General features: G+C 66.3%; 11 protein-coding genes. 6 read left to right on the forward strand and 5 right to left on the reverse strand.

From position 1 onward, the window contains the following. Window positions 1-846, reverse strand: coding sequence for a hypothetical protein (locus OV208_RS14830; protein ID WP_267574478.1), 846 nt, complete (start codon window positions 844-846; stop codon window positions 1-3). Next, complete coding sequence (locus OV208_RS14835; protein WP_267574479.1) at window positions 836-3100, reverse strand: hypothetical protein; 2265 nt, start codon at window positions 3098-3100, stop codon at window positions 836-838. The genes OV208_RS14830 and OV208_RS14835 overlap by 11 nt, the downstream gene beginning before the upstream one ends. Window positions 3101-3389: 289 nt before the next feature. Between OV208_RS14835 and OV208_RS14840 the strand changes: the two genes are divergently transcribed. The 3 genes from OV208_RS14840 to OV208_RS14850 all read left to right on the forward strand — a co-directional run bounded on the left by OV208_RS14840 (window position 3390) and on the right by OV208_RS14850 (window position 6793). Beyond that, complete coding sequence (locus tag OV208_RS14840) at window positions 3390-3962, forward strand: very short patch repair endonuclease (RefSeq protein ID WP_267574480.1); 573 nt, start codon at window positions 3390-3392, stop codon at window positions 3960-3962. A 174-nt stretch (window positions 3963-4136) separates the two neighbouring features. Further along, the gene (locus OV208_RS14845; RefSeq protein ID WP_267574481.1) at window positions 4137-5657 is read left to right on the forward strand and encodes a DNA cytosine methyltransferase; all 1521 of its coding nucleotides are present in this window, start codon (window positions 4137-4139) and stop codon (window positions 5655-5657) included. A 35-nt stretch (window positions 5658-5692) separates the two neighbouring features. Further along, complete coding sequence (locus tag OV208_RS14850) at window positions 5693-6793, forward strand: hypothetical protein (RefSeq protein ID WP_267574482.1); 1101 nt, start codon at window positions 5693-5695, stop codon at window positions 6791-6793. On the opposite strand, the gene OV208_RS14855 is transcribed toward OV208_RS14850, so the two are convergent. The 3 genes from OV208_RS14855 to OV208_RS14865 all read right to left on the reverse strand — a co-directional run bounded on the left by OV208_RS14855 (window position 6762) and on the right by OV208_RS14865 (window position 8051). After that, window positions 6762-7190 carry a DUF6691 family protein gene (locus OV208_RS14855; RefSeq protein WP_267574483.1) on the reverse strand — a complete coding sequence of 143 codons (429 nt, stop codon included), beginning with the start codon at window positions 7188-7190 and terminating at the stop codon, window positions 6762-6764. The two genes, OV208_RS14850 and OV208_RS14855, sit on opposite strands and share 32 nt — an antisense overlap. Next, window positions 7187-7612, reverse strand: coding sequence for a YeeE/YedE family protein (locus OV208_RS14860; RefSeq protein WP_267574484.1), 426 nt, complete (start codon window positions 7610-7612; stop codon window positions 7187-7189). The genes OV208_RS14855 and OV208_RS14860 overlap by 4 nt, the downstream gene beginning before the upstream one ends. 64 nt (window positions 7613-7676) lie before the next feature. Next, window positions 7677-8051 (reverse strand): hypothetical protein, encoded by a 375-nt coding sequence (locus OV208_RS14865; RefSeq protein WP_267574485.1) that lies wholly within the window; start codon window positions 8049-8051, stop codon window positions 7677-7679. 215 nt (window positions 8052-8266) lie between these two features. Between OV208_RS14865 and alaS the strand changes: the two genes are divergently transcribed. Genes alaS through OV208_RS14880 form a run of 3 tightly spaced genes read left to right on the forward strand, consistent with a single transcriptional unit; the run spans window position 8267 to window position 17378 of the window. Then, the gene (alaS, locus tag OV208_RS14870; RefSeq protein WP_267574486.1) at window positions 8267-10960 is read left to right on the forward strand and encodes an alanine--tRNA ligase; all 2694 of its coding nucleotides are present in this window, start codon (window positions 8267-8269) and stop codon (window positions 10958-10960) included. Beyond that, window positions 10957-11619 carry a hypothetical protein gene (locus OV208_RS14875; RefSeq protein WP_267574487.1) on the forward strand — a complete coding sequence of 221 codons (663 nt, stop codon included), beginning with the start codon at window positions 10957-10959 and terminating at the stop codon, window positions 11617-11619. Before alaS ends, OV208_RS14875 begins: the two co-directional genes overlap by 4 nt. Then, entirely contained in the window at window positions 11616-17378 is a 5763-nt protein-coding gene (locus OV208_RS14880; protein ID WP_267574488.1) for a TIGR02266 family protein, read from the forward strand. The genes OV208_RS14875 and OV208_RS14880 overlap by 4 nt, the downstream gene beginning before the upstream one ends. The last annotated feature ends 25 nt before the right edge of the window (window positions 17379-17403 follow it).

Consider the following 17403-nt stretch of genomic DNA (forward strand, 5'->3'; position numbering starts at 1 on the left):
TCAATCCTCCTCACTCTTCCTGACAATGCTCCTGAACGACCTCAAGAGAGGCATGTCCAGCAGCTTCTGCGCCGCCGAAAGAGCCGATTCATCGTCGTTGATACGCCTCGCCTCAAGCATGGCTTCCAGTCTGCGATACCAGGGCAATTCGACCATCGTCGCTTCCTCATCGGACACCTGACGAACCTTCCGGATCGCTTCGCACAAGACCGGCATCACCAAAGCAGCATGAATCAACTCAGGAGAGCTGTTACTGGCGATTCCGTAGAGTTCGTGCGCATCCGCAGGCAGCAAAACAACAATCTGTTCTCCCCAGAAGTCGACCTCAAAAGGTCCGCTGACGTTATTCCCTTTCATAATCCGCATGATCGAAGGGATATCCGCCGCCAGAGGGTCAAATTGTTTGTCAACGCGCAGCGAGAAATCGTCTCCGAGTGCCAGGACATCGCCTACCTGGATGTCAAACGTCCGGTCGCCATAGTCTGGATGAAGCTGGTCGGGATGATACCGCTCAAGCCGCTGAAGCGAGCACACCCGGACCTGGATTTCTACATCACCAACCAGCGTCGACGACGGAAGCGTGAACTGAATTTGTGCACTTCGAGACTGGAACGTCTCCCGGTAGTAGGTCGCACCGCAACTGACGCGAATCGTGAATGCGGCGACTCCATCCCGAACAAGGCTGGCAATTGATGGGTTCGTCACCGCAAGCCCATCTACACGCACCGAGGTTGTATCGACCCCGAGATCGAAATCAGGTGGATTACAATGCACCTCCCCCTTCAAATCATCGCCGATGCCAACCACGGGATGAGGAAATGACGTGGGCCGGGCTCTACGCGCCATGGGCCACCTCCACCAGGATCGCCACACGTCGAGCGGGGCGCAGGTCGAGCCGCAGTTCCTTTCCCTGTCGGGCCTCGAAGGTCACATCAAGGATCCTATCGCCCACACATTCGAAGCTCTCTCCCGTGCGGACATCAACAGCGGAAGCAACCCTCAGCTCATAGTCTGAGTCCTCTCCTGACGCTGTCAGTCGGAGCGTGGCCCGCCCACGGCGCGTGGCACGCAATAGCAGATGGGTGCTTTTCTCTTCCGCCGAGAACCACGCACGCATCGTCACCTGGGTCTGGGACAGAGCACGAAGGCCTGGTCCGCTACCACCTGGCGACTCACCGGGACCGCCGGCAGCTTGTTGTCCGCCCTGCCGTGGATGACCGCCAGCAGGCTGGGGCACAGGCAGCCCCTCTTCGGTGGAGAGCCCCTGCCATTCCACCGCTCCGGGACCCTCGGGGCCGAATGGGCCCGGGCCTGCACGGGTTCCTCCCTGCCCCTGAGGAAGAGTCCCTCCGACCGGTCCTGCAAATGGACCGACGGAGGGCCCAATGCCCTCCGTGCCATTTCGTCCAACGCCTCCCCTGCCAGCACCATCTTCCTGCTCGTGGCTGGCTGCTGCTGTAGCGGACTCATCCAGGCTGGCTCCGGAGCGCATCCCTGGCGTCGGCCCGTTGCCTTGATCCGCCGTCAATGCCTCATTGACCTCCTGCTCATCAGCCTCAAGAGGAATCAACAAAACCTGGGGCTGCAGTGGCGGACGCGGTCGCGGCACCGCGCGTTTTTGCCCCTGCGCCTGTTGTGGACGTCCGCTCTCCTGGTCGGAAACGCTCTGGGTTCGCCTGCGCGTGCCCGTTTGTCGAACACCCGGGCGGATGGCATCGTCCTCAGGCAGATACCGCCCCAGGTCGGGAAGATCTTGAGGAACCGCCGCGTCTTGCTGCGCCAGACTCTTGAGTGATTCACGAACGAAAGCGTAGATGTCCGTCAGGAGCCTATCTCCCGGTGGAAGTCCTTCACCTCCAGGCAGGCGCTCCTTGCTCCACTCTGAATGCGAGGGGTCCTCCATGCGAGCAAGGAGGTCATTGCCCTTTGCGTCCTCACACAGGAGAACCGCCGCATACCCCGAAAGCAGGTTCTGCGTTCGCTCATAGACGCGGATGCGTGGCTTTCGCATGAAGACCGTTCGCGATGGAGCATCTGGATCCAACGTGACATACAACTCGACACTTCCCAGGTCCGCATGCTGGAGCAAGAAGGAAGGCTTCCCACGAACAGGAGCAGAGAGCGCCTTGAGGTAATGCCGCGTAACCCCTAAATTGTCACGGACCTCCTTCTGAGCCGCCTTCGAGGTGGCCGCCTTCGAGGCCTGGCGATAACGAACGTCCACGGACTGCTCGAGTGTCGCGGCATTGAATTCCTGCACACCATCATCCGCAACAAGCCTGACAACCAGCCCGCCCCCTTGGATCGCCGCAAAGAAGTTGCGAACCACGGAGTCCGCAATGGACTCCTTCCAGCCATGGGGATCGAATCCCATGATGTAGAGATCCGTCCCAACGGACGTTCGCCGGAAAGGCTCAATGATGTCATTGGCGTTTCGCACCGCACGCACTCCGGGAACACCCCCGGACTGTTCTCCCCAGAAGCCAATCGGCCGATGAACCTGCCCCTTCTCGCGAAACGAACTCAGGATCGTCTTGCCGATGAACGCATGCCTGCCATCGCGTGTCTGCGTGGAGTAGAAGACCGTGCGGAGGCCCGAGAAGGCAAAAGGTGCGCGTTGCCCGATGCCGAAGGTGCCACCGCCAACGCCGTGCATCGAGGCACTTCCTTGCTTCTTGATGAGTCGGAACCACGCCTTGTCTTCATCCAGTTCCCCACCTTCAAGCCCTGTCGTGTTCTCATCCCGGATGCGGAGAACGGGCAGGTGTGATCCGGAAAGAAGCTGCAATGCCTTCTCGAACCACTTGCGTCCGTTTTCGTCCTTCTGGCGCTCGGTCTTGCACGGTTTGAGCATGTACTCGCGGCACTCCCCGATGATGGCCCGCAGCCTGTCCACCTCCGGGACCTGAGTCATGGGCAACTGAAGCAGTTCAAAAGTCACGGTCACAGGCTTCCCGTATTCGACTCGAGCATCCCCGCTGTTCTGGATGGTTTCACGGGCAAGCGAACCGGATTTCCGGAAAAATTCGATTCCCGGATCATTCAATCCGCTCTCTTCCCCGCCTTGAGTCGTAGGAAAGAACCACTGTGTCTCTGACATCGGATACTCCTGCAAGGAGGTCACCCCGACCGACTATTCGCCACCCCTACGGCACAGCGTACATGACGGAGTAATCGCACACCACACTGGCCAGCCATGCCGGCCCGGGTTCCGTTACACCTGGAGGGTCAGGGTCATTGCGTGCACCAAGGCGAGGGCCTCCCAAGAAGCCCTGTGCCCTGTCCTTCCGGTTCTCAGGAGGGGGATGGCAAGCTACCTTCCCATCAATCCCGTCGCATGCGGGCCTGCGTTACCACCAAAGTAGTATGGATTCAGGAGGAAGGGCTGCATGGGACTCACCCGCTCCGAGCAGATGTCGCGGATCCGCGGCAAGGACACCTCCCCGGAACAGCTTCTCCGCTCGGCTCTCTGGCGGGCAGGCCACCGCTACCGACTCCAATCCCGAACCCCTCACGGCAGACCGGACGTGGTCTTCGCCGGAGCGAAGGTGGCCATCTTCGTAGACGGGTGTTTCTGGCATGGATGCCCCGAGCACTATGTCCGCCCCCGGACCCGCAATGAGTTCTGGTCTTCCAAGCTTCTTGAGAACGTAGAGCGGGACCGGAGGCAGTCGCTCCGGCTTGAGGCGGAGGGATGGCGCGTCTGCAGGTTCTGGGAGCACCAGGTGTTCGAGTCACTGCCGCAGGTACTGGAGACCGTCCGGTCAGCACTCCAGGATGACTCCTGGAGCCCGGAGGGTTCGTGGAGGGTCATGCGGGTCGACGCACTGCCGGGAGAAGGCGATATGGAGGAGCGATGGCTGGAGGACCTACGTGGACAGGGACCACGGCGCTCAGTGGTGGTCCGGCGCAGCACGAAGAAGTGGAAACGTGTACACGGGCAGTCCGGTAGCGGCCTGTAGCTTGCAGGGATGAAGTGGCGGGCCGGATCCGCTGGGTTATAAATCGACCCCAGTGCTCCCGAGCGTCCAGTCGGCGCGGAGGAGGATTCAAGCGAAAGCTTCGCCGGAGCGGTCGGGCCTGTTCTTCCAGAAGACGAACACCGGGCACTGCCAGGCCATAGGACCCAGAACACCATGCTTCGACCCATCGAGTACAAGCTCAACCGCCTCGCACGCGGAGAGCGTCCACGACTGCTTGACTTGTTCTCCGGGTGCGGAGGACTGACCCTTGGCTTCCAACTCGCGGGATGCGAGATCGTTGGCGGTGTGGAATTCGACGAACATGCTTCGCGATCTCACGCCCTGAACTTCCATCATGGCCTGCGTCCGGAACTCTTTGAAGCGCATGCCGCCCCAAAGGACATCACGGTCACCGGCCCCCACGCCCTGCTTCGTTCCTTCGGAATCAAGAAGCCGGATCACGAGGTTGACATCCTGGTGGGCGGCCCGCCGTGCCCTGCCTTCACCCGCGTAGGCCGCGCAAAGCTGCGCGAGGTTCATGAACACCCCGAGGCCTTCCGCCACGATCCCCGGGCCAAGCTCTACCTTCCGTACCTGGAGTACGTGAAGGAACTCAAGCCCGTAGCGCTCTTGATGGAAAATGTGCCGGACATCCTCAACTTCGGAGGACACAATCTGGCAGAAGAGGTGTGCGAAATCCTGGAAGGGCTGGGCTACCGCTGCAGGTACACGCTCGTCAACGCAGCCAACTACGGTGTGCCGCAGATGAGGGAGCGGTTCATCCTTGTCGCCATCCATGAGGCGGCAGGGGCCTACTATTCATTCCCAATGCCAACCCGGAAGGTTATTTTTCCTTCCGGGTATCAGGGCACACGTGATGTCGCTTTGAAACATATCGTCCTGGGTGACCTCTTTGCGCCCAAGACCCGGTATGTGCCCATCGTTGAGTCCAAGCGGAAGAGCCGCCCGCCAGTCACCGTAGGCGAAGCCATCGCGGATCTTCCATCAATCACCGGCCACCTTGACGGGACCATCCGCCGCGGCGCGCGGCGGTTTGATGAGGCGGTAGCATATCGCTCGGATGTCACGCCTTCGGCCTATGCGCGCTTGATGAGAACGTGGTCCGGATTCAAGGGCGACGGTCAGATCTGGGACCACTCCATCCGTTCCTTGAGTGACCGCGACTATCGACTCTTCCGTGCCATGAAATGCGGCGACGATTATCCGAAAGCCTATGCGCTGGCCGAGCGCCTCTTCACAGAACACCTTGCGAAGGAGAAGCGGGCTGGCCGTCACTTCGAACCCGGATCCCCGGAGTATGAAGAACTCCGCAGCAACTATGTCCCTCCCTATGATCCGGGGAAGTTCCCGAACAAGTGGCGGAAGATGGCGCCGGATGAGCCCGCTCGCACGTTGATGGCCCATCTCGGCAAGGACTCGTACAGCCATATCCACTATGACAGTGACCAAGCGCGTGTTCTTTCGGTGCGTGAAGCAGCCCGTCTCCAATCGTTTCCGGATGGGTTCAAGTTTTCGGGCACCATGAATCCTGCGTTCAGACAGATCGGGAACGCCGTTCCCCCCCTTCTGGCCAATGCCCTCGCGGAGCCACTCCTCAAGGAACTGGGTGTCCATGCTGGAGCACCTGTCGACATCCACGACGATTCAAAAGCCCAAGTCAGCGCGGCCGGCTGAGAATCAACACGAAGCAGCACCTGGGACTGGTGGACATGAGCAGTGCCAAGATCGCGATCAAATCCCTGACGGCATCCGACCTGTCGTTCTTCAAGGCGCACGTAAAGCTGTCGAAACAGAAGGCAATCAACCTCAATAGCGACATCTTCATTGAGCGTTTCTACCCCGGCCTCAAGGGTACCTTCGATCAGGTCCCCATCGCACTGACAGTGATGGGCCCAGGAGGGAAGGCTGCGCACCGCCTGATGCGCAAGGCCCTTCGAACCAAAGGAGCAAAGAACTGGCGCCTCAACGGTGAGGTCATTCACGATCCGGATGGAGAACCAGAGCGTTATGACGGGTTGGCGGAGGGGGATTTCGCGGTCATTTCCTTTGAAGGCAATGAGCGTCCTCGTTCCGCTTCGCTAGTCCTTGTTTCTGTCACGAGCGACAGCAGGCTCCACACCGCTCTTGCGAATGCTTTCGACTTCTCAAGCCAGAACAGCATGAGGTCCGTCCAGGAAGCAACCATCGCAGATCTCCGCGCAACAACCGTCAACGCCTACGCCATTGGCGAACACCCATTCGACGCCCTCTTCATCCAGGACACAGTCGAAGACATTCTATTTGGAAGCACCATAGCGGCTCCGACTGGAGCAATGTCCTCTAGGCGTTCGGTCGCGATGACGGCACAGGAGTTGCGCGACCAGCTTCTCGTCGCTGAAGAAACCGGCCAACTGGGTGAGGAACTGTTCGAGGTGTGGCTGACAAATACCGGCCACGACGAATCCGATTTTGAATGGGTCTCCGCAACCCATGCGCGCTCGGCATTCGATTACGACATTCTTGCAGCCAGGTGGCTCGGGGACGCACCCCATGTGTTCGTTGATGTGAAGACAACGCGTGGCTCATTCGAGAGGCCGCTCCACATGAGCATTGCCGAACTGCGCTTCGCAGCGGCCACGCCGGGATATCGGATCGCGCGCATCTACGACGTAGCCGGCTCCAAACCAAGACTCAAGATCCTTCGCGATATCAGCGCATTCGCGCAGCAGATCCTGGCCAGTCTCGTTTCTCTTCCCGCCAACGTGACGATCGATAGCGTCCAGATAAAGCCGGATGTTTTCACGTCTGAATACGACGGCGCCCTCGGATGAGGCGGAACAGCAGCATCCCCGCCAGCATGGATCCAACGAACAACAACACGTCCCGTCCACCCGTGGCCAACGCGGTGAACGCAGGGCCCGGGCAGTAGCCCACGAGCCCCCACCCCACGCCGAACAGCGCGGCGCCAACGATGAGCGACCTATCCACCCGCGTCTGTGAAGGCGTCGGGAACCGGGGGGCCAGCACCGGAGCAGGCCGACGGAGGATCAGTCGCAGGAAGACGGCGTGCACGCCCACCGCCCCGATCATGACCATCGCCAGGGATGGATCCCAACGGCCCGCGACATCCAGGAAGCCCATCACCTTCTCGGGCTGTGTCATCCCGCCCAGCCCCAGGCCGAGCGCGAAGAGGACACCGCACAGCCCCGCGCTCAAGAGGGCCTTCACGTCCCACCTCCCAGCACGTGGCGGACGATGAAGACCGTCAGCACCGCCGTGACCATGAACGTGAGCGTGGCCACCAGCGACCGCCGCGAACCCCGGGCGATGCCGCACACGCCATGCCCGCTGGTGCAGCCATTCCCCAGCCGCGTCCCCACCCCCACCAGCAGCCCTCCCGCCACCAGCCACCCAGGCCCGGGGACATCGGGAGCCCCCAGCGCTCCGGGCCAGACGATGCGCAACAGCAACCCTCCTCCCACCAGTCCGCCCAGGAAGGCCAAGCGCCAGCCGCGCTCCCCATCCACGGAGCCGAACAGTCCCCCCGCGATGCCACTGACGCCCGCGATGCGCGCGTTGAACAGCAGGAGCAGCGAAGCGCTCAACCCGATGAGTGCTCCACCCAGGAGAGGAAGAATCAAGGAGGCCATGGATACCCTCGGGAGCGTGTCCTCGGGTGATTAACACCTCCGACGCCGACTCGCGGACCTGAAGCTATTTCCGCGAGGCCCAGCACTGCCAGGTGAGCCACGCGGAGACAGGCACGGCCAGAAGCCATCCAGTGCCCGCGCTCCAGCCGAGCCACAGACTGAAGAACAGCCAGGCACCATCGAAGAGCCCGAGCGGAAGCCAGGCCTTTCGATGCCCCAGCATGAACGCGACGCTACAGCCCATGACCAGGACGCCCACGAGGCCCACCGCGAGTGACACAGCGGAAGCCTGGAGGAGCCCCTCCCCACGGTGCCCCGGAGCCACCGCAGGCTCCGAAGCCCAGACGTATCCAATCCCGCCCAGGAGCGCCGTATAGACGCCTCCGACGAGGTTGAGCCCCCCCACCGTCCACGTGCTCGCGTTCCTTCCGACTGGCATCCCACGCATCCGCCCCTCCAGGCATCGAGAACATCTCACCCCTTGCCTCCCGGAACTCTGGAGCCCCAACCACCAGACGCTCCAGCCCTCCGTCCACGGCCCCTGCCCGCCCCCCTGCCCCCCTGCCGTCAGCCCCGCCTACATGGGCCGTCCCACAGGGGATGACCCGTCCAGGAACTGCTGCGTCCGGCCCTCTTGTGGCATATACCCACACCATGCCTTCCGCCCTCACCGCCTCCCAGATCCGCGAGGCGTTCCTCCAGTTCTTCGAGGAGCGCTCCCACCGTCGCGTGGCCTCGTCCTCGCTGGTACCCGTCGGCGACCAGACCCTGCTGTTCACCAACGCCGGCATGGTCCAGTTCAAGGACGTGTTCACCGGCCGCGAGCAGCGCGACTACCGCCGCGCCACTTCGTCGCAGAAGTGCGTGCGCGCCGGCGGCAAGCACAACGACCTCGACAACGTGGGCTACACCGCCCGGCATCACACGTTCTTCGAGATGCTCGGCAACTTCTCCTTCGGCGACTACTTCAAGGCCGAAGCCATCGCGTTCGCCTGGGAGTTCGTGACGAAGCGGCTGGGCCTGGACATCTCCCGGCTCGCCGTCACCGTGTTCAACGGCGAGAAGGGCATCCCCTGGGACGAAGAGGCCTTCGCCCTCTGGGAGAAGCAGGGCGTCGCGACCGACCGCATCCTGAAGCTCGGCTACAAGGACAACTTCTGGGCCATGGGCGACACCGGCCCGTGCGGCCCCTGCTCGGAAATCCACTACCACCAGGGCAACGACATCCCGTGTGTCGAAGAGGCCGCGGGCCGTCCGTGCCAGGGCGTCGCGTGTGATTGCGACCGGTGGCTGGAAATCTGGAACCTCGTGTTCATGCAGTTCGAACGCAAGGAGAAGGACGCGCCCCTCATCCCGCTGCCCAAGCCGTCCATCGACACGGGCGCGGGCCTGGAGCGCATCGCCGCCGTCGTCCAGGGCAAGCGCTCCAACTACGACACCGACCTCTTCCAGGGCATCCTCGCCACCGTCAGCCAGCTGTGCGGCCAGCCCTACACCCAGGAGACCGGCGCCTCGCAGCGCGTCGTCGCCGACCACGCCCGCGCCACCGCGTTCCTCGTGGCCGACGGCGTCCAGCCCTCCAACGTGGAGCGCGGCTACGTCCTGCGCCGCATCATGCGCCGCGCCATCCGCCATGGCGCCACGCAGCTGGGCCTCAAGGACCTGTTCTTCTACAAGGTCGTGGACCGCGTCATCGAGCTCATGGGCGACGCGTTCCCCGAGCTGCGCGAGAGCCGCACCTTCCTGCTGGAGGTCGCCAAGCACGAGGAGGAGGGCTTCCGCCGCACGCTCGACCGCGGCCTCAAGCTGATGGACGACGAGCTGGCGAAGCTCCAGGCCTCCGGCCAGAAGATCCTCACCGGCGACGTCGTCTACCTGCTGCACGGCACCTACGGCTTCCCGTGGGACCTCACGCAGATCATCGCGCGTGAGCGCGGCTTCGACGTGGACCTGGAGGGCTTCCAGAAGCTCCAGGAGGACGAAGCCTCCCGGCAGAAGTTCGACACGAAGACCCAGTCCGTCGGGGACATCTTCCAGGACGTCGTCGGCCGCACGGGCGCCACCACGTTCCTCGGCTACGACGGCGAGGGCCACGAGGGCGAAGGCAGCGTGCTCGCGCTCGTGCAGGACGGCGTGGAAGTGCCCCAGGTCTCCGCGGGCGCCACGGTGGACATCGTGTTGGACCGGACGCCCTTCTACGGCGAGTCCGGCGGCCAGCAGGGCGACACCGGCCGCATCGTCGCCCATGGCGGCAAGACCGTGGTGCAGGTGAAGGACTCGCAGCGCCCGGTGCAGGGGCTCATCGTCCACACCGCGGAGGTGGCGGAGGGCACGCTGAAGGTCGGCGACATGGTGCAGACGTCCGTAGACGTGGAGCGCCGCAAGTCCATCCGCGCGAACCACTCCGCCACGCACCTGCTCCACAAGGCGCTCAAGCGCGTGCTGGGCGAGCACGTGAAGCAGGCGGGCTCCGTCGTCGCGCCGGACTTCCTGCGCTTCGACTTCTCGCACTTCTCCCCCGCCACGCAGGACCAGTTGGAGCAGGTGGAGGACCTGGTCAACACGTGGGTGCGCGACAACGCGGGCGCCCAGACGCGCATCATGTCGCTGGACGACGCGAAGAAGTCCGGCGCGGTGGCCATGTTCGGTGAGAAGTACGGCGACACCGTGCGCGTCGTCACCGTGCACCCGGAGTCCACCGAGCTGTGCGGCGGTACGCACGTGAAGCGCAGCGGTGACATCGGCCTGTTCAAGGTGACCAGCGAGAGCGGCATCGCGTCCGGCGTGCGGCGCATCGTGGCCGTCACCGGCGTGGGCGCGCTCCAGTTCGTGCGCGAGCAGGAGCACGAGCTCAAGAAGGTCGCGGCGCTCCTACGCACGACGCCCAAGGAGGTCGCCCTGCGCGTGGAGGCGACCCAGAAGCGCGTGAAGGAGCTGGAGCGCAAGGTGGAGGAGGTCGCGGTGAAGGCCCAGACGGCCTCCAACAAGGACCTCCTGGAGCAGGCGCGCGACGTCAACGGCACGAAGGTGCTGGCGACGCGCGTGGACCCCGCGGACGACAAGGTGTTCCGCGGCATGGCGGATCAGCTGCGCGACCGCATCGGCTCCGGCGTGATTGCCATTGGCGGCGAGAAGGACGGCCGCGCCATCATCCTGGTGGCCCTCACCAAGGACATGGTCGCCAAGGGCATGAGCGCGGGCAATCTGGTGCGCGAGATGGCCAAGGAAGTGGGCGGCAAGGGCGGCGGCAAGGCGGACATGGCGCAGGCCGGCGGTCCGGACGCAGCCAACCTGCCCGCGGCGCTGGAGAAGCTCTACGAGCTGGTGAAGGGCGCGAGCCCGGCGTGAGTCTCCACGCCCCAACCTGGCCCGGGATGTTCCTGACGGCGGCCCTCCTCCTGGGGGGCTGCACGCAGGACGCCTCCACGCCCGAGTCCGGGCAGGAGGCCGCCTCGAACACGCTGGAGAAGCTGCGTGCGGAAGCGGACCGCGTGAAGAAGGGCGGCGCGGCCTCCGCCCGTCCGAGGCAGGAACCCGAGAAGGAGTCACGGCTGGCGGGGCTCGCCGCGGAGATGGGCGACACCGGCCCGAGCAAGCTGCGGTTGCCCGCGCCCAACGACACCGTGCACGTGGACACGGTGGCGATGAAGCTTACCGGGTTGCAGTCGTCGCACTCGGTGAAGGGCAACTCCGGCAAGACGGGGTTGGGGCTCACCACGGAGGACCTGTTCCTGCGCGTGGAGCTCGTCACCCAGAACGTGGGGAAGGTGCCCGCGCCGCTGTCGCTGGACGGCGCGTGGCTGACGGACGCGAAGGGGCAGACGTACGCGCTCGCGCGTGACGCGCAGGCGGTGGCCGGCACGCGGCCCCTGCCCACCACCTGGGCGCCCGAACAGCGCACGGAGGTGGTGCTGATGTTCGAGCTGCCTCCGGAAGCGGTGCAAGACGAAGGGCTGGCGCTCGTGGTGAAGGGCGCTGGCGGGGACGTGCGGATCCCCTTGCGATGACCGGGCCGGCCCCCAAGCTCCTCCCCCTGCGCATCCGCCTGCCGTACACGGCGGAAGAGGAGTTCATCGAGCGGTATGGCTCGAACGTGGGGCGTGGCGGAGTCTTCGTGGCCACCCGGGCCCTCAAGCCGGAGGGCACAGGACTGGCGTTCGAGTTCGTCCTCGCGGACGGCACGCGGCTGCTCCGCGGTGAAGGCGTGGTGAGCAAGGCCCAGCCGGACGTGGGCAACGCGCGGGCCGGGATGACCGTGCGCTTCACCAAGCTGGATGCCGCGAGCAAGGCGCTCATCGACCGCATCGTCGCTCGGCGCGCTGGGACGGAGGCGGAGCGGGAGGATCCAACGCTGGCGTCGCCCTCCGCGCCCAGGACGGAACCGGCGCCGCTCCCGCCGGGGCTCGTGCGCAAGGCCGCGGCCGTGGCGCCCTCGCGGCCTTCGATGCGGATGGCGGCGCTGCCCCCCGCGCGGAGTTCGGGCGAGACGCCGTCCACACACCGCGAAGTGCCTCCGCTTCCGGGTACCCCAGGCGTGCCGCCACCGGGACCGGAGGTGTCGTCGGGAAGTGCGCGGCGGGATCTGGATGCGACGCCGAAGGCGCCCGTACCCGTGCCCGTCGTGGAAGCGCCTCACGCGGTCGCGCCCCCGGTCCTGGCCGAGCCCGAAGAACCGGTGTCGCTCTTCCCGGAGCACGAAGCGGGAGAGGAAGCCCTCGCGTCGATTCCGGACGTGGGTCCTTCGCGCGATGCACGGGGGAACAAGTCCATCCCGGGGATGCCGCAGCGGTCGACCCGGGAGATGTTCACCGTACGCTCCGCCTCCGCGGAGTCGCCTGGGATGAGGCAGGAAACGAAGGACTGGAAGGCGCCGCCTGCCTCTTCCGGATCCTTCCCCGCCGTGAGGCTGCCGTCCGAATCCGGTTCGACGGCGCAGGGCGGGTCGTCATCCGTGGCGGGGCGTGAGCCGGTCCGGCCCACGGATCCGGATCCGTTCGAGTCCTCCGAGGAAACGACGGACGCGGCCGGGACAGAGGCCTTCGCGCTCTTCACCGAGCCGGAGTTTCCGGAAGGACGCGCGGAGACGCCGGTCTGGAACCAGTCCCCGGTCGCGCCTCCCGCCTTCGAGGAAGAAGCACCTTCGCCTGGACCGGCGACGTCCGAGTCCGCCCCGGGGCTTGATGCCACCGCGATGGCTGGGCTCACGCCTGCGTCGGTGGAGGCGTTCGATCCGAACGGGGTGCTCGGGGAAGTGCACGCACCAGGGCTCTCGCAGGAGGCGCCCGCATCCCACGCGGACGTGGCGGTTCCCGGCGACACGGACGCAACGCCAGACGCGCGGTTCGATGCTGGTGCGGCGGAGGCTGCATCCCAGGACACGCCCGCGTTCGTGGAGACGGAGTCGGCCCGTGTTGAGGCGGCGCGCACGGGAGTGGCGACCGATGGCGAGCAACCGCTCGACTTCGATGTCGACCTCCACATGGATGCCGAGGAGGGAACTTCTCCGGAGGCCAGCGCCCCTGAAGCTGCTGACGGTGTGCTCGGGGTCGAGCCCACGGAGCCCGCCTCCGAACCGGAGCCCGAGGTTTCGCCGTCACTGACGGCCTCGGAGCCGCTCCGTGCGTGGGAGCAGGATGCGGTGCCTCGCAATCCGGAGGCCGAGCGCCTGCTCGCGTGGGGCATCGACCCCGCGTCCATCCAGCGCGAAGCGAGCGACCGACCGGAAGAGGTGGATCCGTTCGCCGCCGCGCTGGAGCAGGCCGTCGCCACGAGCGGCCCGGCGGACCTGTTTCGCGACGATGAGGTCGCGGCTTCGCGTTCCGATGCGCCTGCCACGAAGACGCCAGGCAGCGGCGACAAAGTCGCGACGGCGGACGACCGGACCGGTGCGAGTCCGGACGCGGATGCGGTGTTCGAGAACACGGCGACTCCGGAGGCCACGGAGCCTTACGTCACGGCACCGTTTGAATCACGCGCCGACGAGCCCGCAGAGGGGTGGGCATTCTCGCCCCCGGTGGATTCCGAGTCCCCAGCGGACGAGGCCCAGGCGGAGCGGCCGCGCACGGACGCGGAGGCTTCCGCGCCAGTCGAGACGCCCGCGAGCGCGCTGAGCGAAGAGGATGCATGGACCGCGCTCGTCGGGGCGCCCACGTTTCCTGAAGCACCTCCGGATGCGGAAGTGCTCGCTTCCGGATTCACACCGACGCCCGAGCAGGAGGCCGCGCAAGCTGATGCAGTTCGTGCGGAAGAAGCTCCCTTCCCTCCCGCGCGGACACACGCGGAGCAGTTCGCTCAGGGCGAGGACTCTCCAGATACCGGGGTCTCATCCGCAGCGGAGTTCCACACGGAAGAAGCGCCTTCTTCCGAAGCGGCGACGTTCCAGTCGGAGGGGTTGAGCGAGGAAGCGGCTACGGCGGAGTTTTCGACGACGCATGCCGCATCGACGGTCGAGGAGGCCTCGACGGAAGGCGTGTTCTCGGACGCCGATGCCGCGCCCGAGCAGTCCCTGAACAACGCGGAGCGCTCACACGCATCGCTGGAGGATCCTGCTGCCGAGGCGTTCGCGGATGCCACTCCGGTCGAAGAGGGATGGGACGACGAAGAGCCGTCGGTTTTCACGGCGGACTCCGAACCCACCTCCGGATCCTTTGCGGACCACCGTGGCGAAACAGTCGCGGGGCAGACTGGCATCGAGCCTTCGGCGGCGAACTCCCTTGAGCCCGCGAGCGAGGAGGCGCCCCCGCTTCCCACCTCCACGTCCGTGGCTTCTGTCGGGGCAGGGCCAGAGGGCACGGATCCGTCCGCGACCGAGTCTGCGAACCTCTTCGCTGGCGATGGTCCTGCCCCAGAAGTGGCAGCTCACGCCCTTGAGACCTTCTCGCAAGAAGAGACCCCGCACGACGGTTCGGCCACCCCGAAGGCACCGCCCTCGCTTGAAGCCACTTCTGTCTCTGGCCAGCCAGCTTTCCCCAACGTCGCGGCACATGCCTTCGAGCCGGGGGGCTCCACGTCGGTAGGCCAGGAGGATGCGGCCTCTGCCGCCCAGACACCGTCGGATTTCGTCGCGAGCACGACGGAAGCGCCCTCTCCGGAAGCTGAGTCCGCGAGCACCACATCCTCGGAAGCAGGCACCCTGCCTGCGCAAGACACGGCAAGCACTGCGCCGGATCCGCTCGCGCTCACCACGGAGCAGTCAAACACCGCGACCCATACGGACCCGTCCGAAGGCGCGTCGAACGCGGACGCTTCGGTGCCCTCCCGGCCAGACGCGGAAGACACCGCAGCGGATGCGTTCGCTACCAGCACGGTCCCACCGGGTGAGCCACCGCACGAGGAAGCAACGTCCGCATCTGAGACGACGCCGACCCGTGTCGAGCCTTCGACGGACGCAACGCACCACGCGGCAGCGGCATCCGCGGTCTCGAAGGAGTCTGCCGCCACGACGGATGCAACGTCCCACGCGGTAGCGGCATCCGCTGCCTTGATGGAGGCTGTCTCTACGACGGATGCAGCGCCCCACGCGGCAGAGGCATCCACAGCCTCGGAGGAGTCGGCTTCAACAGCGACCGCAACGCCCCTTGCGCCAGCGGCATCCGAAGCCTCGAAGGAACCTGCCTCCATGGCGGGTGCAGCGCCCCACGCGGCAGAGGCATCCGCAGCCTCGGAGGAATCTTCATCCACGGCGGATGCTGCTTCCCACGCGCCAGCGGCATCAGCAGTCTCGAAGGATTCAGCCTCCACGACGGACGCTGCGTCCCCGACAGCCTCAACCGCCCTGCTAGCACCTGTCTCCGCCACGCCCACGACAGAGGCAGCAGAGAGCAAAGCCGCAACACCAACCGGCACCCACACCGCGCTTCCCATCGCAGAGGCCGCGTCCTCGGCCGGCCCCTCCGCCGACACGAAGCCCACCAGCGCTCCGTCCCCATCCTCAACGCCCCCCACCGAGGACGCCGCCAGGCCCACCGCATCCCAGCCCACCCCGGATACGGATCCAGCGGCCCCACCGTCGCGCCCCGTTGCTGTCGCAACTCCCGCCCCCGCGCAGCCCCCAGCCCCCAGCCCCTCGGAGACTCCTCCGCCTCCCGCCACCGAAGCGCAGGGCCGAACCCCCAGCGACACCGCCGCGCGAAACCGCCGCCGCACGCTCTTCGACCTGCCCACCGCCGCCCCCGCCACCACGCCCGCGGCAGCGGAGGTCGTGCTCGGCATCGACGTGGGCACCTCCCACGCTCGCGTCGCGGTCTTCATCGACGGCGTCGCCACCCTCATCCCCATCCCCGGCACCGACAGCGCGGGCCTCCCCTCCGTCATCGCGATGGACAGCGACGGTGAGCTGCGAACCGGCCACGCCGCCCTCATCGAAGCCGCCCGCGCACCCCGCCGCGCCACGCTCGGCCTCAAGCGCCTGCTCGGCCTGCGCGCCCGATCCCCACACCTGCGTTGGCTCGGGCCACAGCTCCCCTTCCCCATCGCCACCGACCTTCGCGGCGACGCGGGCGTGGAGCTCGGGGGCCGCGTCGTGAGCCCCGCCCTCTTCACCACGCTGCTCCTGCGCGAGCTGCACCAGGCCGCCACCGCGTTCCTCGGCCGCAAGGTGACGCGCGCCGTCCTCTGCGCGCCCTCACACTTCACCGAACGCCAGCGCGCCGCCCTTCGCGACGCCGCCCTCGATGCCGGCCTCGACGTGCGCCGCGTGCTCACCAACAGCGCCGCCGCCGCGCTCGCGTACGCGCACGGACGAGGCATGGCCCGAAAGCGCGTCCTCGTCGTGGACCTGGGCGGCGGCGGGCTGGAGGTCTGCGTGGTGCAGGTGACGGGCGACGACCTGGAGGTCATCACCACCGGCGGCGACCCCACCCTGGGCGGCATGGACTTCGACGCCCGCATCGCCGAAGCGCTCGTCAGCGACCTCTCCGAACAGGGCCATCCCCGCCCCGAACACCCGCTCGACTGGCTCCCCCTGCGCGCCATCGCCGAAGCCACCAAGGAGACCCTCTCCACCCAGGACTCCGTGGACGTCGTGCTGCCCTCCGGCCGCGGCCCCACCCTCGACCGCGAGCGCGTGGAAGCCCTCACCGCCGACCTCGCCCAGCGCGTCGTCGCCGTCACCCGCGACGTGCTCGAATCCAACGCCCTGTCCCCACAGGGCCTGGACGCCGTGGTGCTCGTGGGCGGACAGGGCCGCTCGCCCCTCGTGCGCCGCCGCCTGGAAGAGAGCCTGGGCGTACCCGTGCGCGAGGACGTGGACGCGCGCAGCGCCGGGGTGCGCGGCGCCGCGATGCTCGGCCACGCGCTGCTGCTCGCGGAGGTCGGCAAGCCCGCCGCCAGCGTCTCCGAAGTCCTGACCTCACCCATCGGCATCGCCGAACACGCCGGCACCTTCCGCCGCGTGCTGGAACGCAACACCCCGCTGCCCACCTCCAAGACGCTGGTGCTGCCCATGGCGGCGCCCGGCCCGCTGGTGCTCGCCTTCTTCCAGGGCACCGCGCAGGCCTCCGCGGAGAACGAGTGGCTCGGCGCCCTCACCCTCTCCGTGGAGCGCCCCGGCGAGGTCGAGGTGCACCTGGAGCTGTCCACCGACGGCACCCTGGCCTTCAGCGCCACCCTGCCCGGCGGCAAGCGTCAACCCGTGACGCTCGCGACCGAGGACCTGGACGACGCAACCCGCGAGGCCCTCGTCGCCCGCTCGCCCTTCCTCACCGAACCCGAGGCCCGCCCCAGCGGCCTGCTGTCCGGACTGAAGAAGCTCTTCGGCCGCCGGTAGGGCCCTGGGTCCCCTGGCTCCTCCT

This window comes from Corallococcus sp. bb12-1 (assembly GCF_026626765.1).
Classification (GTDB): domain Bacteria; phylum Myxococcota; class Myxococcia; order Myxococcales; family Myxococcaceae; genus Corallococcus; species Corallococcus terminator.